The sequence below is a fragment of the Actinocrispum wychmicini genome (assembly GCF_004345645.1).
Lineage (GTDB): Bacteria > Actinomycetota > Actinomycetes > Mycobacteriales > Pseudonocardiaceae > Kibdelosporangium > Kibdelosporangium wychmicini.
The window spans coordinates 1-19,728 of the sequence record NZ_SLWS01000017.1; the positions used below are offsets into that span (position 1 = coordinate 1).

Below are 19,728 nucleotides of genomic sequence, written 5' to 3' on the forward strand. Positions count from 1 at the left end.
GCCCAACTGGTCCTCACCATGGGCCAGGACCCCGGCCGTATCCCCACCGAACGATCCCTCGCCAACATCACCGGCGTGGCCCCACTGGACTGCTCCAGCGGCAAAGACCACTCCCACCACCGGCTCTCCCGCGCCGGCGACCGCCAAGCCAACTCCACCCTCTACTACATCGTCCTGACCCGCATGGCCCACCACCAACCCACCCGCGACTACATCACCACCCGACTCCGCCGCGGCACCACCATGACCAAGAAACACCTCATCCGCTGCCTCAAACGCTACGTCGCCCGCGAGATCTACCCCCGCCTCAAAGCCGACATCACCGACCTCAACAAAACCCACCCCACCACTTGACAACCCATAGGAGCTTCCTGGGCGAAGCCAAACACATCTGGCACGTGGTGTCCGAACCCTCGAAAACCGTGCGGTCCGCCTACGGAAATCAGCAAAAAGCGGTAGCTATACGGACCGAAACGCAAGCCGGACACCACGTGCCAGATATGATTCCCTCTGGGCAGGCCATACGGGAGGGAGGCGCCGCGACCTATAGTCCTCCAACAATGCAGGATGCTTAGGAAAGGGACCCCCTCATGGTGGCCTGCCCTCGCGGCGAGCGAACAATCTTTCCAGCCCGACATCAAAGCCGTGAATTAGCAAATCCAGCCGAATCCCCAATGGCCGATGGGCCAAGAACTGGTGGCCCAGGGCTGGAACCTACTTGAGCCACGAAGGTTCCCAGAGGGTTGGCAGTCGCGTGCTGCGCGAGCCGTCGCCGGGCAGGCATGTTGATCCCGTGCATAACGGTGTGCCAAACGCAAGCTGCCGCAACTGGTGCTCGGATGGGCTAGTCCGTTCAGGGAGGCGGTCCGCTGGGGGTAACGCCGGCAACCGCGTGGCGGACATAGGTTCGCCCGATCCGCGTGCGTCGACAGATTGCGATGAATCTCCCATGATGGAAGGCACCAACAAGAAAGCCGAAGCGGCCGTTCACACCGAATCGGCCGAACTGCTCCTGAAGTTGGCCAGGCCGCTGATCGCGGACTGTGCCGACCTGCAGTTGCAGAAGTCCCTGATCGAGCAACTCGAGAAGGCGATCAAGGCGGGGCCGTCGAAGTTTGACAAGTACATTCTCTTTGTCGGCGCCTTCGAGTTGTCTTTTATTCCGGATGCTTCTGAGGAGGCGGCGGTTGCCCGCCAGGTCAAGTTGATCAATCTGCCGTCGACCTTCGAGGCTGGGAAGCTGAAGGTTCCGACGCATGCCCTTGGGGCGAACTTGAACGGGTTCAGCCTGATTGAGGAGGCCACTGCCGCTGGCCTTGTCCAACAGTCGATGCTCACCATGAGCCAGGCGCACCAGCTCGAGTATCTCCGCAAGAGCGGCATTGTCGGGAAAGGGTGGAAGATCCTGGTCGAGATCCACTACTACCGTGAACGCAACCAGATCACGCACGAGTTCCACAAGGACACGTACGGGCAGACGCTGTTCGTCAACCTCAACTATGACTCGGACCACGCGATCTCCGGTCCCGAGTACATTCTCAACCCACCGCCTGTTGACGAGCACGAGCTGCAGATCGCCGAATCGCTCCCGAAGGAGTTCCTCAACGATCTGCACTGGGTACGCGGCCAGTTGGGTGAGCCCACCGAGATCTCGATGTCCACGATCCCGGCCAACGGCTATGTCGCGTTCGTCGACGAGGCCATCCACCACATGACCCCGCACTACGGCGGCCGGGCGGTGAAGGGCAACGAAGTCGACTCGTTCCTGAAGAAACTGTTCGGCGACAAAACGGTTGAGGATGCCCGTCAGGCCTACCGCGAGTTCCGGTGGCAGGACTCCGATGCCATCAGCGCGAAGCTCTGGTCGGTCGTGTCCGCGCGCAAGCCCTTCGGCGACTTTCTGAAGGTGATCGCCAAGACCGACGCGGCCAAGTGGTTCAGCTTGATCGAGGTGGCCGAGACATCGGACAAGTGGTTCGGTCGGGCCCACCTCCTCGACGCGGGCCTGGGCAACGACCAGATCGACACGTTGTTCGCCGAATCGCCCAACTGGAAGGGGTATCAGCGGGTCTCCATTCCCAACGCGGCCTCGGCGCCGCCGGCCAAGGCCCCGCTCAAGCGGCAGGCGAGCGTGGAGGCGCTCAAGGGCAACGTCCCGCCGGAAGTGACGGGCAATCGTCGCTTCTTCCGCACGTGGGTCCGGGCTGTGCGAGTTGATCAGCACTCGTGAGCTGACGTGGTGGTGCGCCCAAGCCGTGGGCGCACCACCCCCGGGCTCATTGCTCCCGCTTCAGCTTGCGCCAGCCGCCGGCGCGGTTGTTCGCGATGATCTGCTTGAACATGGCCAGCAGGGCGGGTTTGTTGATCTTCTCGCCGCGCTTGACGGCCACGGTCCGCGCGGTCTTGTTCTCGTGGCCCGCGGTGATGATGCCCGCCGGGTCGGGCACGATCGCCCCGTCGTACATGAACACGTTGACGTGGTCCCTGGCGGCGAGCAGCGCGCAGATGTTGCCGTTGAGCACGAAATATGGCTGGACGGTCCGCTTGATCGTCTCGACCACCTCGGGGTCGGCCGAGTGCACCAGGTCGCGGACCTCGTGACAGATCGCCTGCTGCCAGTCGGGCAGGCGGTTGATGTAGTCGTCCACGCGCGGGTCGACCTCGTAGCCCATGGTCATCCTCCCTGTTTTCGCTGCACACCCGGGACGTCGCAGCCGTCCGCGCGATCTCGACATGATCCACGCATCTTGCCGAAGACTCCATTTGGCCCGCGACGATCCCCAGGTCGGGGCATTAATCTGGGGGCCGGGGGACGTCGTGGTGGGGGACGACCGGGGCGCGACGTCCGGATCGGCGCACAGCGCGGGCAGGACTGGGGGTAGGACATGGTCGACGATGGCGTGGACTGCGCGGACCCGCCGTACCCCGCGGTTTCGCGGGGTCTAAGGTTCTCGCACCCTCTGTCCACGGTCCACCTTGGAGTGACGTGTCGCCGGCCCTCCCTACGTGCCCAGGTCACGAAGTGGGCACTATTCGCATGTCGCCGAACCGGCCGCGCGTGCTAATCAGTTGGGCAAGAGGCGCCCAAACCCGTTCGGGTGACAGAAACTGTCGCGAACGAGATGACGTAAACGCTGTGTCATTGACGAACTCGATCGGGGATCATGATGGTTGACCCGCAGATGTGCGATATAATCCCGGGAATGGCCCCAGGGAGCGGCGGCAAGGTCCACAATGACGAGGTCGACTGGGGTCACTTCGATGCCGACGAGTATTACCGGCACAACTACCTGAAGCTGCGCGCCGATGACGAGGAGATCCTCGGGTTCGTCCGAGATCATTTCGCCAGCCTGCTCGACGGCCGGGATCTCCCGGCCGGATACCGGGGAATCGACGTCGGCACCGGGCCCAACCTGTACCCGGCGCTGTCGATGTTGCCGTTCTGTGACAATGTCACCCTGTTCGAGCACGCAGAGCCCAACATCAGTTGGCTGCAGGACCAGAAGCGGAACACCTGGCCGTCCTGGTCGACCGCGTGGCACCAGTTCTGGGACGTGCTGCGCGCGCAGCAGGCATACGCGCGGATCACCGACCCGCGGTCCGTCCTCGCCAAGCGGGTGGAGATCCACCAGGGCAACGTCTACGAGCTCAAAACGCTGGCACCATTCAACGTCGGAACGATGTTCTTCGTGGCGGAATCGATCACCGGTCAGGAATCCGAGTTCCGGTCCGCGATGGATCACTTTCTCGACGTGCTGGCTCCGGGCGCGCCGTTCGCGATAGCGTTGATGGAACACTCCACGGGATACCACGTGGCGGACAGCCATTTTCCCGCCACCGACATCGACGAAGGGGCAGTGAGCAGCTGCTTCCGCAACCGGGTGAGCAGCATTTCGATCAAGCACATCGACGTCGGTGCCCGGCCGCTGCGGGACGGCTACACCGGAATGTTGATCGCGCTTGGCCAGATGCGGGACGGGGAGGACAGGGCACTGACATGAGGTTGCAGCCGCGACAGCAAATTCTGGACGTCTGGCGGTGTGTGGCGCAGTACTCGATGCGGTCGAGGACGTGGCGGTGGGGTGGCCGCCAGCGGCGCAACTCCATCAGCGACGCTGAACAGTTGCTGTGCCTGATGTACCCGGCCGCGAACGTCAGCAACCTGCGCCTGGACGAACCGGACTCGACGGCCAAGGACGTGCTGGAAGCGCTGCACAAGCTCGGCGACGGTGTGGAGATCCCGAAACTGCTGATCGACGTGATCAGCGAGTACATGGCGACCTACACCGGCGAGGACGGCACGCCGTTGTTCGGCGGCGGCCACTACTTCCAGACCGCGGACCCCAAGGCCGAGCTGAGCGAGCAGCAGCTGTCGCTGGCGGTGGTCGACTCGTTCGCGACCGCCATCTCGCTGTCGCTGTCCACGCTCGGCTTCCTCAAGGTGTTCAGCCGCGCGGTCCGGCGGCCGGCGATGCGGGAGAAGATCGCCGAACTGGAGGCGGCCACCAACAACCGGCTGTCCGCCGCCATGGTCGGCCTGCTCCGCAGCTTCTGCGTGTTCGTCTTCGAACCCGACTCGGTGCCCGGCCGCGCGCTGGTCCGCACCCTCAACCAGAACGACGAGCCGGACCGGCTGGTGCTGGAGCGGCTGCGGCGCAGGCTCGAAGGTGTGCGGGCGAGTTTCCGCGAGGCCAAGCTCGGCCTCAGCCAGGACGACGCGCTCGACAACGAGAACATGCTTTTCGAGTGCGGCTGGTCATGGGGTGTCGTGACCGGCGCGCCGGAGGTCGTGACGACCGAGACGGTGGGCGAGCAGGCCGACGGGGTGGCGCTCGGCGCGCCCTACCTGTACTTCACCGTGGTCGCGCTCGACGGCATCAGTGACCTGTTCTCCGACCGGACGCGGGTGCTCGGCCTGCTGAACGAGGAGCAGCAGCGGCTGGCGCAGGCCCTGCAGCTGCGCTGGGACCTGACCCTGGACTACTGGTCCGCGGTCGCCCGGTTCGGGGCCAGCCGGTGGCCGCTGGAGGACATTCCCTGGCGGACCACTGACGAGGAGGAGTCGGAGTACTTCAGTCTGCTGGTGACCGCCGTCGTGCTGCTGGACCTGCTGGCCCGGCGCGCCACCGACGACGACCTGACCCGGACCGTGTCGGTGCTGGAGGAGCTGGCGGTCCGGGGCCGGATCAACCGCCGCGTGGTCCGCGGCGACCGGGCCATCGACCTGCACAGCCCTGGTGTGCGCCTGGACATGACCGGCGCGGAGAAGTTCGGGCCGGACATGACGTGGATGGTCTCGGACTTCGCGGTGCTGCTGCTGAAACGTTCGGTGCGGGCGGCTGGGCTGTCGCGCAACCGCGGTGCCCGCGACCGGTTGCTCACGGTCGCCGAGGAGGCGCTGGGACACGTGTGGCGGCGGCGGCTCAAGGACGGGCCGGCGGCCGGGTTGTGGGACGACCCGGGCGACCTGCTGCCCGACGTCGTCGTCGACCGGGAGATGCCGTCGTGGTGGCTGACCGAGCGCGTGATCGAGTGCCTGATCCTGGCGTCCCGGACGGTCAGCGAGTCGCCGATTCGCAGCACCCGGCTGTTGGAGATCGCCACCGACCTGCTCGGTGAGGCGGACCAGTTGTTCAGCAACGAGCAGTTGGAGGCGTCGCAGCATGAGAACTCCGCGATGCAGACGACCATGCGCGGCATCCAGGTCAAGCTGGTGCGGGCCAGGGAGATCCTGCAGGAGCGCCCCGGGACGGCGTCGGCGCTGGTGAACGAGGCACTGCGGGAACTCGACCAGTTGGCCGTCGCGAGGCAGGACGCTACCAGGAGCGTGTGACGATGCTCGTCTTCGCCACGTCCGACAAGGGCGGTACAGGGCGGTCGGTCACCAGCTGCAACCTGATGTACCGGCGGGCGCTGCAGGGCAGCAACGTGTGTTACGTCGACTTCGACTTCGGCTCGCCGACCGCCGGCGCGATCTTCCAGATGCCGGCGGTGGAGACCGGCACGGACGACGGCGGCCTGCACTCGTACCTGCAGGGCCGGGTGAGCGCGCCGCTGCGGCTGGACGTCTGGTCCACAACGGACAGACAGAACCTGGTCGACCAGACCGCGGTGGCCGGCAGCTTCGTGCTGTTCCCCGGCGACAAGGGCGGCGGCGAGTTCTCGGTCGGCCCGGACGCGGTGCGCCGGTGCACCGAGCTGTTCGCCAAGCTCGACGACGAGTTCGACGTCTGCCTGATCGACCTCAGCGCCGGCCGGTCGCACGCGATCGACATGGCGCTGGAAGCCACCGCGCAACCGGAGCTGCGGCCGGTGACCGCCCGCTGGATGGTGTTCCACCGGTGGACCAAACAGCACATCATCGCCGCGCATGGCCTGGTGTTCGGCGACCGCGGCATCCTGGAGACCGGTCTGGCCTGCGGGCACGACGAGAACGACCTGCTGGACTCGATCCGTTTCGTCCGCACCGCGATCCTCGAACTCGACTCGCCGGACCTGAAGTACCTGCGCGGCGCGCAGGCCGCCTGGCTGGAGACGTGCGACGTGGAACTGCAGGCCGAGGCGTCGAAGAAGTCGTTGGGGCGCAGCACTTTACTCGGCCAGACACCGCTGGACCCGGTGCTGCAGTGGCGGGAGCAGCTGATCTCCACCGACGACGTGGCCAACGGAATCGCCAACGTGGGCACCCTCACCGCGTTCGACGACCTGGCCCGCAAGCTGACCGACGACCGGGCGTGGGAAGGACTGTGATCCCGATCGACGTGCCGTTCCGGGAAACCGCCGCGCAGCCCCGGACGCAAGCGGTGCCGCTGTCCCACCTGTCGCTGGAACTCGGGCACGTCTACATGGAGGACTTCGAGGCCGGACCGGAGCGGCTGGGCGCCCAGCTGCGGCGGGTCGCGCGGTGGGCGGAGCTGGCCGGCCGGGTCGGCCTGCCGGACCGGGCCAGGGTCAGCACCTGTTTCCTGATCGACGACTACTTCACCCGGTTCGCCAGCCCGGCCGAGGTGGTGCCGATGCTGCTGGACGTGGCCGAGCGGAGCGGACTGCGCATCGACTACCTGGCACGGGAGTCCGCGTGCGCGCAGGCCGACGGCGTGCCACTGGCCAGCCTGGTGGCGGGCCGGCTCACGGCCGTGCCGCCGGTGGGCAGCAACGGTTCCCGGCCGCCGACGTCGGAGACCGGGTGGCTGAGCAACGGTGAGCGCTCGCCGGTGGCCGGCGGGGAGGCCATGCGCCGGTCGTCCTGGCAGCCGCCGGTGGAGATCGACGCACGCAACCACTCCGTGTTCGTGGACGTGGAACTGTGGCACGACAAGGACAACCGGCGGACGTGGTCGTGTGCGTACCTCGCGGCCGTGTGGCAGTTGCTGCGGCTGGGACTGATTCGCAACGGCACCGAGGCCGTGGCGCAGCCGCGGGCGTGGACTGGCGACTTTCCCGGCGAATGGGACGACCTGCCGCCGATCACCAAGCTGAACCCCGAGGCGAAACCGTTCAGCGCATACCGGACATTCTCTGTTCTGCCCGCGCGCTTCCTGCCGGTGGAGAACGCGGTGCGGATCATTCTGTCGCAAGTGTCGACGGCCGGGGACGTGCTGGACCAAATCATGGACCGCAGCGCCAGGGACAACTTCGAGCTCTCACCGGATTTGACCCAACGGGTGGATTACCTGTTCTTCAACGAGTGACGTCCGACCTGGGCCGTACGGAGGGTGCAGATGCTCATATTGGGGGAAATACGCACCTGCCTGCTGCGGAACTCTTCGAGCGTGCGCCAGACTGTGGTCGGTGACCTGCTCGGTCTGATACCGGGCGAGCCGGTGTGGATGTCGGAGCGACCGATGGCGCACGCCCTTTCCCCCGAGGTGATCAGAGGTGTCGATTGTCCGCTGCCCACCAGCTCCGGCACCAGGGTCAGGGGCGTCGGCACGGTCGCCGCGCACGCGGTGATCAGCGCGGGACGGGTGCTGCAGGGATCGGTCACGGCGCGGGTCGAGCGGTCGAACGCCGACCACAGGCTGCCGTGGCCGCACTATCTCGGCCGACCTGGTGTCGTTGAGATGATCGGCCGGGCTCTGGGAGTCGGCGATCTGGCCGAGGGATTTCTCCGGGAATGGTCGTCGTCCGCTTTTCTTGATCTAGGTTCGGTCAGCGAGCGACTGATCGACGGGGTGCAGATGAGCCCGCGGCTCGATCACGCCATGCCGTTTCGGTCGGCCCGGACCAGAATGCGGTGGACCGCCGTCGTCGGCGACGAACCGGCGCGGATCATTGACCCCTTCACGGTGGAAGGTGACACAACAAGGACAATCTCGTTGACCGTCCGACCGGAGGATCTGCCGGCCGCGGTGCGTTTCTGCGAGGATCTCGCGCTGCATGACTGGGTGCTCACCACTTTGCTGCGTATCGTGGAGCGCGGCGATCTGGGATCCCTCGACGGCCAGCAGGTGGTGGAACGCCTGCGCCCGGCCGTCGACCACCTCATGCACGTGTGGATGCCCGGTGCGCACGTGCCGGACTCGATGATGCCGCTGTGGGAGGCGCTGGAGCGGCGACCGGGGTTCACCAGGCAGTGGACCGCCACGGTGAACCGGATCCGGGACCAGCTCGCGCTGCGGAACCTGATCGCGTTCCACGGGATGGACGCGGTCGCAGGCGGCGAACCTCAACGATCGGGAGGCGTTGGTGTTCCTTCTCCAGGCCGGTAGCTCGGTCGTTCGCAAGATCGCCATCACCACGGTCGTCGGCGCGCTGTCGTTTCCGCTGACGAACCTGCTGTTCGACTCGGTGGCCACCCAGCTGGCCATGGCGGTCGGCGTCGGCGCGGTCATCCTGATCATCCAGTTCCTGGTCGACTTCGAGCAGCGCCTCGCCGCGGTCGAGGAGAGCCAGGAGGTGCAGACCACGGAGATCCGGGTCGCGGTGGACGAGGGATTCGCCAAGGTCAGCGCGGCCACCCTGCTGTTCGCCCAGCTTGAGGCGGCCGGCCTGAAAACGGAGACGGTGAGCCAGCTGGTCACCCAGGCCGCGGCGATGGGGCCCGGCATGGCGCCGCTGCTGCGGACGTTCGTCCAGGGCGAGATGGTCCGGATGACGCAGTTCCTGCACGCGCTGGGCGAACAGGAGGCCACCTACGACGGCGAGGACCGGGAATGGCTGCTGGGCCTGGCCCGCAGCGCCGGCAGGACGATCGACGCGGTCAGCATGCCCACAGTGGACGCCGGCGGCACCGAGTTCGAACGAGGTTTCTGGGGATCGGAACTCGGCCACCGCTATCTCGCGCTGCAACGCGAGGCGGTCTGCCGTGGCGTGCACGTCCGCCGGATCTTCGTGATCAAGCGACCGGAACTGGCCGAGGACCCCGGTCTGCTTGCGACCTGCCGTTACCAGGCCGACCTGGGCATCGAGGTCCGCGTGCTGTACCCGGCCGACATCACCGACTTCACGAAGAACTACCTGAACGACTTCATCCTGTTCGACGACGCCGTGAGTTACGAGGTCGTCCCCGCGCGGCCTCTCGACGAGGAAGCGGATCCGTTGATTCTTTACACGCGTCTCGTGCTGCGACCCGACAAGCTCGCGGAACGAAAGGAGCAGTACCGCCAGTTCTGGGCGTCCGCGAAACCCCATTCCGCCCTGTACGACCACAAGGTCGGCGACAGTCCGCAGGGCCGGCGCCGATGATCCACCTCAGCGGGGTCGTCGACGAGGATGTCAGCATCAGGCCGGCCGAGCCGGCTGACCTGAGCGAGCTGAAGGAGTTGGACGCCGCGGTGTTCGAACACCTGGCGTATCCGTACTTCGTGCTGCGCCAGTTCTTCGACATCTTCACCGGGTGGTGGATGGTGGCCGTGCACCCCGACGGCCTTCGTGGTTATTCGTTGGGTGTTCCGACGTTCGACCGCGGTCGGGCGTGGCTGCTCGGACTCGGTGTCCGGCCGGAGTTCCAGGGACGCGGTTACGGTCGTTCGCTGACCATCAGCTCGTTGCGGAAGCTGGCCGACGTCGGCGTTCGGGACGTGCACCTGACCGTCGAGCCGGGCAACCGTCGCGCGATCAGCCTGTACCGGGAACTCGGGTTCTCCGTGGAGACCTTGGCACGTGAGTACTTCGGGCCGGGTGAGGACCGGCTGATCATGATCGCTCAGCTCTAGCGGAACCCTTAGGGGCCGTACTCATTTCTCCGGGCGGTCGTTGTCACTCCGGTAGTGTTCATCGGAAATACCGTTATGCGGTATAGGAAACACCGGAGAGTGGTCAATGACGTCGCACGCTCCGGGCGCGGTCATCAGCGCGGCCGGTGGCGCCCTGTTATGGGCGACCATCGGGCCGGCGGCGGCCCTGCTCGACACCCATGACCGATTAGCCGCGGCGGCCGTCCGGCTCGCGATCGGCACGCTGGTGCTGTTCGCGGTCGTCGGCGGACGGCCGCTGACCACCCGGTGGAGACGCTCGGAACTGCGGTCGCTCGCGGTGGGGGCGGTGGGGATAGCCGGGTTCCAGATGACGTATTTCGGTGCCATCGGGCACAGCGGGGTCGCGATCAGCACGACGTTGGCCATCGGCCTTTCCCCGGTCATGACCGGGATGTGGACGTGGCTGCGGACCAGGGAACGGCCGGCGATCGGCTGGATGGTCGGCACGGCGATCGCGGCGACCGGACTCGTTCTGCTCATGTACGGCCGCGGGGTGACCGGCCCGGCCTCGCCGACGGGCATCATCTTGTCCTTGCTGGCGGCCATGTTCTTCAGCATGCACGCGATCGCGATCCAGCTCACCACGAGCGGCCAGACCCCGGCCACCACCCTCACGGCCATGTTCGGCCTGGCAGCGCTGCTGCTCATCCCGGTCACCGTCGCCATCGGCCCGCAGGGGCTGCTGTCCGGCCCGGTCGTCACCTGCGTGGTGTACCTGGGTGTGGTGACGACCGGGATCGCGTACTGGCTTTTCGCGCGCGGCGTACGTCATCTCGGGGCGGCCACGGCCGTCACCATCAGCCTCCTCGAACCCGCCGGCGCCGCGATCATCGCCGCCGTGGCGTTCCGGGAACACGTCAGCCTGGCCCAGTGGACGGGCATCGGACTGATCTGCGCCGCGATCGCCAGCATCGGCTTCGCCGGGCCGAAACTGAAACCCACCTAACTCCGATAGCGTGGGTTGGTGGCGTGCCACTCGAAGCCGCCACCCATCCACGCCCTGGTGCCGCGCAGGAACCGTTGCAGCTCAAGCGAAGGAACGGGTTGCAGGCTGCGATGGGACGCCTCGAAGCCGCGGACCAGGTCGTTGTGCAACTCCACGGTGACCTCGGTGGCCTCCGGGATCGAACAGTCCCGGTCGGCGGCGATCTGCAACACCATGTTGCACACCGGTTTCTCGTCGGCGGCGTCCTTCGCCACCGAATGTAGATCGTTGACCATCACCGACGCCGTGCCGGCCTGCATGAGCGCGCGACGGACGCGCGGGTCGTAGTACAGGTGCGCGGGAAGTTCGTATCCGCCAACGATGTCGATCAACGTCATGGACGTGTAGAAGGTGTCGTGCTGGCGGGTGGCCAGGTACTTCCACGCGGGCGGATACGTCCCCGTGTGGCGCCACGCGGCGTACGCGTTCCAGCTGACGAACATCGCGAACGTCGAGTAACACACCCGTTGGACCTGGGTGGGCGTACCGAGCCGGGACATGTGGTCAGTACCGGAACGCAGCGCCACCAGCACTTTCTCGGCGCGCAGTGCGTCTTCGAGTTGGACGGAGAACTCGCCCGCGGGCGCGACCGGGTCCATCGCCGCCATGGCCAACGCGAGCCGTGGCGGCAGTTCTGTTGGTATGGCGCCCATTTCGCTGTCGTCGGCGTAGAGATCGTCAGCGGCCCACCAGGCCGCGTTCATCTCAGCGGCGATGAGCAGGTGGTCGAGGTCGTCGGTGTCGACGTGGGCGAGCGTGACCAACCGCCCGAACTGGGCCTTTCGCATCAGCTCGCGCTCGTCCTCGTCGAAACCGCATTCCTCGGCCCACACGATCAGCCGGTCGTCGACCTCGGCGGCGAGGACGTCGTTCTCCCGCTCCAGTACGGGAACGTACAGGGGTGACGCGGACCCGTCGCCCCATGGCCGTTCGACGTACGCGGGGTCGTGCGCGAACTGTGCCGCGAAGCGGGCGGCGGACATGCCCAGGCCGGACAACTCGAACGGGATGCCCTCGGCGGTCTCGGTCATCGCCGTATCTCCTAGTGTCTCGCGCCGGAAGTCCGGCGCCTTTATTCGGCGGATCCGGGTTGCCGCTGGGCGCGCCGGACGAAGGGGCTTGTACCTTGGTTGTACCAGTGCCTTTGGCCGGTGCGGCCAGCGGGAAGCTGGGCCGTCGAGAAAGGTGTCGGACTTCCGGCGCGGGACACTAAATTTTGTCGGCGGCGATCAGGAGGTAGTGGAAGCTGCCCTCACGGTACGCGGTGAGGAACGGGTCCTCGATCCCGGTCGCGACCGACGACTGCGCCCGCAGCTCCCAGTACGGGATCGTCGCCGGTGTCAGGTCGACCACGTTGATCGGCACGAAGTCGTTGGCGGCCAACGCTTTGAAGTACTCGCTGCGCGGGTGGATGTTGCAGATGTAGTGCTGGTCGATCTGGCTGACCGCGCGCGACCGCCCACCCGTCACGTCGTTGTAGCACCCGGTGATGCACACGTACCGGCCGCCGCGCCGCAGCAGCCGGCCGAACTCGCCGAACAGCTGGTACAGGTCGACGTACATGGTCGTCTCGTTGGTCCAGATCCCGCGCATGGCCCCGGTCTCGAAGGCGGTGTCCAGCATGTTCTTGAAGTGGAACCGGACCCGGTTGGCGACCCCGCGCCGGGCGGCCTGGTCGTTGGCGAACGCCACCTGCGACTCGGAGATGCTGACGCCGTCCACCCGGCAGCCGAACCGCTGGTTGGCCATGAAGCTGGTGCCGCCGCGGCCGGAGCCGGCGTCGAGCAGCCGGTCGTCCGTGCCGACGTCGCCAAGGTGGCTCAGGAGGACCTCGGCCTGTGCGGTCTCCAGCCGGTGCATCTCCGCGATGACGGCCGCGTCGTCGCCGAGCACCGACCGGTCGTAGTCGCCGAGACCGTAGTGGTGGTGGTAGAGGCCGTCGACCTCGCCGAGCCGGATGTTGACCGGATCTTTCTCGTTGTTCCAGTACGCGGCGATGGAACGCTGATAGTCGCTGCGCAGTACCGGCTCGACAGTGGACATCCCGTGTGCTCCTCCATTTGCTGGGAAACATTCCGCCATCGAGAGTGCAGCTCCGGAGGTGGTTTGGGCCATCCGCCAGGCGGGGGTCCGCCGACCCACGAACGGGTGGTTCCGTTGCCGGCCGGTAATACCGAGCGGGTCCCCGCCGATGGGCAGGGACCCGCGTGCCGGTAGGGGTCATCCAGTGGGTCGAGCGCTGGTCACGGGCCGACGTGGATGTGGCCGGCCCAGTCCGAAGCCATGAGCGGCCGCTCCTGACGCAACCGCCGCACGACCGTGTGCAGCGACCGCGCCGGGGACATGCCTTGGTCCAGCCCCGTGTAGAAGCCGTCGGCGAGGGAGGTGGCGGTGGTGTCCTGGATCGACCACAGGGTGCCGACAACGTGCCGGTAGCCGGCGAGCTGGAACGCCGAGACGATGTGGATGGCCTCGTCGGCGAGCACGGTGGTGCCGGACGCGGTCGAGCAGGCCGAGAGGTACGCCAGTTCGGCGTCCGCCATCCGCAACCGGCTGATCTCGGGAACCCGCAGCGGCCGGTCGTGCAGCAGCAGCCGGCTCTGCCCAGGGGTAGCCGGATCGTTGTGGGCGTGGCAGGCGAAGTGCGCCCAGGGCGCGGCCGGGAGTGCCTTGAGCACGTTCTCATGGGTGGCGTTCTCGTCGAACAGGGGAGTGGCATTGTGCATGCGTACCAACGATTCCGCCTCGGCGTGCGCGGCCGGCAACTTCACCTCGCCCGGCGACACGGCCACGGCGAGCACGCCGGTCTTTTCGGTCGGCGGGCGGGATCGAGAACGGATCAAAGCCCGGATGCTCGGTGTGTACGACGAGACGACACGGTCAAGGGCGCATTGGTCACCGTCGCCGGCCGCGTGCAGCGGGAGGAAGTTCAGCAGCCCGGTCGGGGACCACCAGACGCGCGGCAGTTCGTCGGCTTCGGGCGGGTAACCGAGGGCGTCGAGGATCGGTCCGGTGACCGCGTTCCACAACCAGGACAGGGTTTCCCGCACGTACGCCTGCGCGTCCATCTGTTCGACGAGGTCGCCGGCTCCGGTCAGGCGCAGTGCTTCCAGAAAGGCCGGAACGCGGGTCTCCAGGTCTTCGAGCGACAGATCACCCAGGGGAACGACCTGGACTCCCTTTGTGGTCAGAACCAGTGCGGCGCAATGGAACTCGCTGACGTTGACGGTGATCACCGGGCCGTCCTCGGCGGCGGCCACAAAGTCCTTGATGGACGGTGGTTCCAGGAAGTGCTCGAAGTTCTTCAGCTCGCGGATCCTGCCCAGCACGGACGTCCATCGGGACTGCAGGGCGTGCCGTTGGTCGGTGGAGAGCTCGCCCTGCACGTCCAGTGCGGCAAGGACTTCCGTCATCTCGTCGGCCAGCTTGGGCGATTTGGCGCGCAGGTCGGTGAGTTCGGTGCGGCTGTCCAGTTCGTACGCGGACAGGATGCCGCGCCCCTGTTCGAGGAGTTCCAGGGCGCTGTCGGGGTCGTCGGCCCAGATGGCACTCGCGGCCGCGTTCACGTGCACGGCGTCCATTTTCGACAGGACGCCCTGGATGTCCGTCGAGCGCAGGTTCCTGGGCGCCACCAGGGGGAGCAACCGCACTCCTTGACCGAACCCGGCCGCTGCCTCGTCCCACAGCTCCGATACCGCGGCGACCTGCCCCCAGACCCGGCACGCCCGCAATCGGACCGACGGCGCCGCGAGTTCGATTCCCGCCGCGGCCTGCGCGACCCGGAGCGCCTGTAGGTACTCGCTGGCGGCTATCAGGGCCACGGCGTGGTTGAGCAGGCTGAACGCCACGTTCGGATCGCCGGCCGGGGTGGCGGCGATCGCTTCGCGGGTGACGTCGACCGCTTCGGTGAAGGCAGCCGGGTCGTCAGTGACCTGCCCAAGGCGGAACAGCGTGGCACCCAGGTTCGCCAACAAGCGTTGTCGCGCCCAGGTTCCTGGCGACGCGATCGCGACGGCCCGGCGCCCCACCTCGAGTTCTTCCCGCAGTGTCGCCGGGTCCTCAGTCCGCTCGTAATCCGCGCCCAGCGCGGCGCCGAGGTTCATCAGCCGCAGGCCGAGGTCGGTGTGCCCGGCAGGGGTCCCGGCGACGGCGTTCCGCGCGAGGTCAACAGCCTCGGCCAAGCTTTCCTCGTCGTCCGTGTGCCTGTAGTGCGCGACCAGCGCGACCGACAGATTGGCCTGCGTCTGCGGCCAATGGTCATGGGTCCGCGGCAACTCCCCGAGGATCCGGCGGTAGACCTGGATCGCCTCGGTCAAGGTGGCCAGATCGGGGCTGAGCGCGTACCGCTCGCGCAGTGCGGCGCCCAGTTGCAGAGACACTTGAACGGTCCGTAGCAACACGATCGCCTCGTCCAGTTCCGCCGGTACGCCGAACTGCCGGTACCGCAGGAACAACACCAAACCGGCGCTGTGGACCACTGTCTGCCGGTGACCACTGTCCGGCGGACACTCGGCCATCGCCATGCGGGCGGCCGTCACCGCGTCATCGAGGTCTCCCGCTCTGGCCAGCAGCATGGCGAGATGAGCGCGCCATTCGCACGTGGCCGGGGTGCCTTCGAAGGTCACGGCCCGTCGGCTGGACTCGATGGCGTCGGCCAGTGGCTCGCCGGTCCTTACGTTGTGGTTGCTCAGTGCGACGCTGAGGTTGTGCCAGTGGACGCCCGTGGCGCGGTCGGCTGGGCCGTCGAGAAGCCGCCGTGTCATCGACATCGCCTCCGATCGCTCGCCGGCGCCCAGCAAGGCCGAGGCCAGCCGGATCTGTGCCTCGGTTCGTGCTTGGTCGTCGAGTTCGGTCGACTGGGACGCGGCGCGCAGCAGTGCGATCTCCTCGGTCAACGGCTCGTGGTCGCCGGTGATGTCGAACCGACGGTGCAGCATCTCCGCCAGGTTGAGCGACAACGGAACAGTGTCGACCGATTCGCGCACCTGGCGGAGGACTTCGATGGCCTGATCGAGCCACTCGGGTTCGAGGGAGGCGAAGTAGGTCCGTTTCGTCAGGTCCGCGAGAGTGGCGAGCGCGATGAGCCGACGTTCGTCGTCCGTGTCGCCCCATGTGTCGACGGCCAGCCGCAACCAGCCGACGGCGAGCGGGTAGATGTCGGGTTTGCCGGACACCGACGCGAGTTCCGCGATCGCCATGGCCAGGTCGTGACACCGCCCGGCTTCGCCTGGACTGAGGTCCTGGTCGAACAGGGGCCACAGCCCTTCAGGCACCCCGTTGCGGTCGAGAAGGTACAGCAGTCGCAGCAGGACCGTCGCGGCGCGCGGCGAGTATCCCGCCTGGTCACCGAGCAGACCCCAGCGCGCCGAGTGCAGCACCCCGACCGCCTGCAGGACTTCAAGATCCAGCTGCGTTCCGTCGAAGATGAACTCCTGCAGTCGCTCTGCCTCCACCAGTGCCTCGTCGGCCAGCACCGGCCCGGGGTCGCCCGCGGCGGCGGCCGCCGTCCGGGCCTGGAGTGACCTGACCAGTTCGTCGCGCATGGCTCCCGATCGTCCCACCGGGGGTCTGCCAGGATGGGCGGAATGAGCACGGACGAGAACCTGGCGGCGTTCTGCCGGGCGTTGCCGCAGTTGAAGGTGGCCGCGGACCGGAACGGCCTGACGGACCAGTTGGCCGGCGTGCTCACCGAGATCAAGGCGGGCCGGCCGGTGGCTGATCTTCTCCAACGGCTGGGGATCCCGGCTGACGTGCTGAGATCCGAGTCGCAGCAGACCCGTTGGCTGGAGACTCAGCTGTCGTGGGCGGACGACCGGCCGCGCGCCGAGGTCTACGTGTGCCCATGGACGTTGTGCGATCGGGCTGTGGATCGTGAGCCGGGTGGGCCTGTGCCGCGGGAGCGTTGTTGGATCGTTGACGAACCGCTGCGCAGGGAACGGGCATGACGACGTTCTTCGGCGAGTTGGGCCGGAAACTGGCCGAGAAGTGGCTGTCGTTGCTGGTCATGCCGGGTTTGCTGGTGCTGGCCACGGCTGCCGTCGGGGCCACGCTTGGGCACTCGGCGCCGTTCGACTGGGACCGACTGGTCCGCCGGGCCGACCAGTGGGCCAGGGCGGTGGGGACGCGGCCGGCGGTGGCCCAGATCGGGCTGTTGGCGGCGGTGTTGCTGGCGAGTTTCGGGGTGGGGCTGGCTGTGCGCGCGTTGTCCGGGCTCACTGAACGGCTGTGGCTGGGGCAGTGGTGGACGCCGCTGGCCCGGTGGGGCGCCCGCCGTCGGGCGGCGCGCTGGATGAACGAGCAGGATCCCGTGCGGCGCAACGAGATCTCCCTTGCCCGCCCGGCTCGACCGACGTGGATGGGCGACCGGTTGGCCGCGTCCGACGTCCGGGTGCTCAACCAGTACGACGTCGATTTGCGGGCGTGGTGGCCGCGCCTGTGGCTGGTCCTGGACGACCCCACCCGCGCGGAGCTGCGGGCGGCACGTGCCGCGTTCGACGACGCGGCGACCCGGGCCACGTGGGCGGTGGGGTACCTGGTGACCGGCCTGTTCTGGTGGCCGGCGGGTATTGTCGCGGTCGTCGTGTGGATCACCGGATGGTCAAGGGGGCGGATGGCCGTGCGAACCTACGCCGACCTGATCGAGTCCACTGTGGACTTGACCGCGGTGGTGGTGGCCAGGCGACTGGGGTTCGTGGGCGACCACGACCGGTTCACGTCCGAGGTGGGCGAGGCGCTCACCGCCGAGTTCCGCAAAGGTACCTGACCATGGCTGCTGACTCCTTCTGTTCCTCCTGCGGCACCGCCTACGCCGACGTGACGGGCTATCCGCGTCGATGCGAGGCGTGTGGCAGTCAGGTGTGGGTGAATCCGGCTCCGGTGGCCGTGGTGCTGCTGCCCGTGGTGGACGGCGACCGGACCGGGTTGCTCGCCATCCGGCGGGCGATTCCGCCGGTCGGGGCGTTGACCCTGGTCAGCGGATTCGTCGAGCGGCACGAGACGTGGCAGGAGGCCGCCGCGCGCGAGATGCAGGAGGAGACCGGCGTCGAGATCGCGCCCGAGGCGTTGCGGCCGCTGTGGTTCACCTCGACCGCGCCCGACCCGGTGTACGTCCTGCTGTTCGCGCAGGCGCCGGCCGTCAAGGCCGAGGACCTGCCGCCGTTCGTGCCGAACAGGGAGGTGTCCGAACGCAAGGTCATCTTCGACCTCAGTGAGAACCTCGCGTTCCCGCAGCACGCCCAGATGGCGCGGGACTACTTCGCCACGCTCTGAGCCCGCGGCAGGGCCAGCAGAGCGATCATGGACACCACACAGCAGCCGATGATGTACATGCTGATCCACGTGCTGGAACCGGTGTTCTTCAGGATCGCGGCCGCGATCAGCGGCGCCGGGCCGCCGGCGACCACCGACGCCAGGTGGTAGCCGATGCCGGCGGCCGAGTAGCGCACGTCGCGGTCGAACGTCTCCGCGATCAGCGCCGCCTGGGGTCCGTACTGCATGTCGTGCACGATCAGGGACACCACGATCCCGACCAGCACCAGGCCGGCGGCCTTGGTGTCCAGCAGCCCGAAGTAGGGGAACGCGTACACGGCAGTGGCGACGATGCCCATGCCGTACACCAGCCTGCGGCCGATCCGGTCGGACAGCCACCCGAACAGTGGCACGCTGACCAGGCCGATGGCCGCGGCCACCATGGTGTCGCCGAGGACGCTGTCCTGGTTCAGTTTCAGCTTGGTGGTGCCGTACGTCAGGACGAAAGTGACGAAAAGGTAGAACGGCGCCTGTTCGGACATCCGCAGGAGCGCGGCACACAGGATCTCCCGTGGATAGCGCCGGATCGCCTGCCACACCGGCAGCCGCAGCACGGCTTTCTCCTGGCGCAGCTCGACGAACTCGGGCGACTCCAGCACCCGCAGCCGCACGTACAGCCCGATCACCACCAGGACGACGCTGACCAGGAACGGCACCCGCCAGCCCCATACGCCGAAGTCGGTACCGGTGATCGAGCTCATCAGCTTGACCGCGCCGGTGGACAGCAACAGTCCAATAGGGACACCCAGCTGCGGGACGCTGGCCATCAGACCCCGTTTGGACCGTTCACCCCATTCCATCGACAGAAGCACCGAGCCGCCCCACTCGCCACCCACGCCGATGCCCTGCAGGATCCGCAGCACCACCAACAGGACGGGCGCGAGCACGCCGATGCTCTCGTAGCCGGGCAGGCAGCCGATCAGGAACGTCGCGACACCCATCAGCAGCAAGGTGGTGACCAGGGTGGCCTTGCGGCCGAGCCGGTCGCCGAAGTGGCCGAAGATCGCGGCGCCGATCGGCCGCGCGGCGAACCCGACGAACTGCGTGGTGAACGACGCGAGCACGCCGACGAACGGGTTGCTGCCCGGGAAGAACAGCTTCGGGAAGACCAGCGCCGACGCCGTCCCGTAGAGGAAGAAGTCATACCATTCGACGGACGTGCCCACCGCGCTCGCCACCACGGCACGTCGGCGTGCGGTCCGGACAGTCTCTTCGTTGAGTGCGGTCATCACAGCA

18 protein-coding genes are annotated in these 19,728 nt (G+C 67.3%); 13 read left to right on the forward strand and 5 right to left on the reverse strand.

Annotated features, from left to right (window positions below):
* Positions 1-354, forward strand: a 354-nt coding sequence (locus tag EV192_RS48445; protein ID WP_132125572.1) for a transposase, incomplete at its 5' end; no start/stop codon positions are given.
* A 538-nt stretch (positions 355-892) separates the two neighbouring features.
* Entirely contained in the window at positions 893-2,230 is a 1,338-nt protein-coding gene (locus EV192_RS48450) for a hypothetical protein (protein ID WP_165960987.1), read from the forward strand.
* Positions 2,231-2,276: 46 nt separating this feature from the next.
* Here the strand turns inward: EV192_RS48450 and EV192_RS48455 are convergent, their stop codons facing one another.
* Positions 2,277-2,672, reverse strand: coding sequence for a DUF1801 domain-containing protein (locus EV192_RS48455; protein ID WP_132125574.1), 396 nt, complete (start codon positions 2,670-2,672; stop codon positions 2,277-2,279).
* Positions 2,673-3,203: 531 nt separating this feature from the next.
* Here EV192_RS48455 and EV192_RS48460 point away from each other — a divergent pair.
* The 8 genes from EV192_RS48460 to EV192_RS48490 all read left to right on the forward strand — a co-directional run bounded on the left by EV192_RS48460 (position 3,204) and on the right by EV192_RS48490 (position 11,145).
* Entirely contained in the window at positions 3,204-4,001 is a 798-nt protein-coding gene (locus tag EV192_RS48460) for an SCO2525 family SAM-dependent methyltransferase (RefSeq protein ID WP_165960988.1), read from the forward strand.
* Positions 3,998-5,833, forward strand: coding sequence for an SCO2524 family protein (locus tag EV192_RS48465; protein ID WP_132125576.1), 1,836 nt, complete (start codon positions 3,998-4,000; stop codon positions 5,831-5,833). The genes EV192_RS48460 and EV192_RS48465 overlap by 4 nt, the downstream gene beginning before the upstream one ends.
* Positions 5,834-5,835: 2 nt before the next feature.
* On the forward strand, positions 5,836-6,750 hold the full coding sequence (locus EV192_RS48470) for an SCO2523 family variant P-loop protein (RefSeq protein ID WP_165961002.1): 915 nt from the start codon (positions 5,836-5,838) through the stop codon (positions 6,748-6,750).
* Complete coding sequence (locus EV192_RS48475; protein ID WP_207926870.1) at positions 6,735-7,691, forward strand: SCO2522 family protein; 957 nt, start codon at positions 6,735-6,737, stop codon at positions 7,689-7,691. The genes EV192_RS48470 and EV192_RS48475 overlap by 16 nt, the downstream gene beginning before the upstream one ends.
* A gap of 30 nt (positions 7,692-7,721) precedes the next feature.
* Positions 7,722-8,711: an SCO2521 family protein gene (locus EV192_RS48480; RefSeq protein WP_279495895.1), complete on the forward strand. Its 990-nt coding sequence runs from the start codon at positions 7,722-7,724 to the stop codon at positions 8,709-8,711.
* A complete protein-coding gene (locus EV192_RS54405; protein ID WP_165960989.1) occupies positions 8,689-9,687 on the forward strand; it encodes a phosphatidylserine/phosphatidylglycerophosphate/cardiolipin synthase family protein in 999 nt (332 codons plus the stop codon). Before EV192_RS48480 ends, EV192_RS54405 begins: the two co-directional genes overlap by 23 nt.
* A complete protein-coding gene (locus EV192_RS54410; RefSeq protein ID WP_165960990.1) occupies positions 9,684-10,157 on the forward strand; it encodes a GNAT family N-acetyltransferase in 474 nt (157 codons plus the stop codon). The genes EV192_RS54405 and EV192_RS54410 overlap by 4 nt, the downstream gene beginning before the upstream one ends.
* A 106-nt stretch (positions 10,158-10,263) precedes the next feature.
* On the forward strand, positions 10,264-11,145 hold the full coding sequence (locus EV192_RS48490) for a DMT family transporter (protein ID WP_132125578.1): 882 nt from the start codon (positions 10,264-10,266) through the stop codon (positions 11,143-11,145).
* On the opposite strand, the gene EV192_RS48495 is transcribed toward EV192_RS48490, so the two are convergent.
* The 3 genes from EV192_RS48495 to EV192_RS48505 form a co-directional block, all read right to left on the reverse strand.
* Complete coding sequence (locus tag EV192_RS48495) at positions 11,142-12,215, reverse strand: family 2 encapsulin nanocompartment cargo protein terpene cyclase (protein ID WP_243727559.1); 1,074 nt, start codon at positions 12,213-12,215, stop codon at positions 11,142-11,144. The genes EV192_RS48490 and EV192_RS48495 overlap by 4 nt on opposite strands.
* A gap of 178 nt (positions 12,216-12,393) precedes the next feature.
* On the reverse strand, positions 12,394-13,227 hold the full coding sequence (locus EV192_RS48500) for a geranyl diphosphate 2-C-methyltransferase (protein ID WP_132125579.1): 834 nt from the start codon (positions 13,225-13,227) through the stop codon (positions 12,394-12,396).
* Between the two features lie 200 nt (positions 13,228-13,427).
* On the reverse strand, positions 13,428-16,727 hold the full coding sequence (locus EV192_RS48505) for a CHAT domain-containing protein (RefSeq protein WP_132125580.1): 3,300 nt from the start codon (positions 16,725-16,727) through the stop codon (positions 13,428-13,430).
* Between the two features lie 42 nt (positions 16,728-16,769).
* Here EV192_RS48505 and EV192_RS48510 point away from each other — a divergent pair, with 42 nt between their 5' ends.
* From EV192_RS48510 to EV192_RS48520, 3 genes are read left to right on the forward strand one after another with little or no spacing between them, the layout of a single operon-like run.
* On the forward strand, positions 16,770-17,129 hold the full coding sequence (locus EV192_RS48510) for a hypothetical protein (protein ID WP_132125581.1): 360 nt from the start codon (positions 16,770-16,772) through the stop codon (positions 17,127-17,129).
* A complete protein-coding gene (locus EV192_RS48515) occupies positions 17,126-17,947 on the forward strand; it encodes a hypothetical protein (protein ID WP_132125582.1) in 822 nt (273 codons plus the stop codon). The genes EV192_RS48510 and EV192_RS48515 overlap by 4 nt, the downstream gene beginning before the upstream one ends.
* A gap of 2 nt (positions 17,948-17,949) precedes the next feature.
* Positions 17,950-18,453 (forward strand): NUDIX domain-containing protein, encoded by a 504-nt coding sequence (locus tag EV192_RS48520; RefSeq protein WP_132125583.1) that lies wholly within the window; start codon positions 17,950-17,952, stop codon positions 18,451-18,453.
* Here EV192_RS48520 and EV192_RS48525 read toward each other — a convergent pair.
* Positions 18,435-19,721, reverse strand: a complete 1,287-nt coding sequence (locus EV192_RS48525) for an MFS transporter (RefSeq protein WP_132125584.1) — start codon at positions 19,719-19,721, stop codon at positions 18,435-18,437. The two genes, EV192_RS48520 and EV192_RS48525, sit on opposite strands and share 19 nt — an antisense overlap.
* Between the last annotated feature and the right edge of the window lie 7 nt (positions 19,722-19,728).

Excerpts from the sequence above, each read along its gene's own strand:
- EV192_RS48455 (WP_132125574.1), bottom strand. The coding sequence starts at position 2,672 with ATGGGCTACGAGGTCGACCCGCGCGTGGACGACTACATCAACCGCCTG.
- EV192_RS48460 (WP_165960988.1), top strand. The coding sequence starts at position 3,204 with ATGGCCCCAGGGAGCGGCGGCAAGGTCCACAATGACGAGGTCGACTGG.
- EV192_RS48465 (WP_132125576.1), top strand. The coding sequence starts at position 3,998 with ATGAGGTTGCAGCCGCGACAGCAAATTCTGGACGTCTGGCGGTGTGTG.
- EV192_RS48470 (WP_165961002.1), top strand. The coding sequence starts at position 5,836 with ATGCTCGTCTTCGCCACGTCCGACAAGGGCGGTACAGGGCGGTCGGTC.
- EV192_RS48480 (WP_279495895.1), top strand. The coding sequence starts at position 7,722 with ATGCTCATATTGGGGGAAATACGCACCTGCCTGCTGCGGAACTCTTCG.
- EV192_RS54410 (WP_165960990.1), top strand. The coding sequence starts at position 9,684 with ATGATCCACCTCAGCGGGGTCGTCGACGAGGATGTCAGCATCAGGCCG.
- EV192_RS48490 (WP_132125578.1), top strand. The coding sequence starts at position 10,264 with ATGACGTCGCACGCTCCGGGCGCGGTCATCAGCGCGGCCGGTGGCGCC.
- EV192_RS48495 (WP_243727559.1), bottom strand. The coding sequence starts at position 12,215 with ATGACCGAGACCGCCGAGGGCATCCCGTTCGAGTTGTCCGGCCTGGGC.
- EV192_RS48500 (WP_132125579.1), bottom strand. The coding sequence starts at position 13,227 with ATGTCCACTGTCGAGCCGGTACTGCGCAGCGACTATCAGCGTTCCATC.
- EV192_RS48505 (WP_132125580.1), bottom strand. The coding sequence starts at position 16,727 with ATGCGCGACGAACTGGTCAGGTCACTCCAGGCCCGGACGGCGGCCGCC.
- EV192_RS48510 (WP_132125581.1), top strand. The coding sequence starts at position 16,770 with ATGAGCACGGACGAGAACCTGGCGGCGTTCTGCCGGGCGTTGCCGCAG.
- EV192_RS48515 (WP_132125582.1), top strand. The coding sequence starts at position 17,126 with ATGACGACGTTCTTCGGCGAGTTGGGCCGGAAACTGGCCGAGAAGTGG.
- EV192_RS48520 (WP_132125583.1), top strand. The coding sequence starts at position 17,950 with ATGGCTGCTGACTCCTTCTGTTCCTCCTGCGGCACCGCCTACGCCGAC.
- EV192_RS48525 (WP_132125584.1), bottom strand. The coding sequence starts at position 19,721 with ATGACCGCACTCAACGAAGAGACTGTCCGGACCGCACGCCGACGTGCC.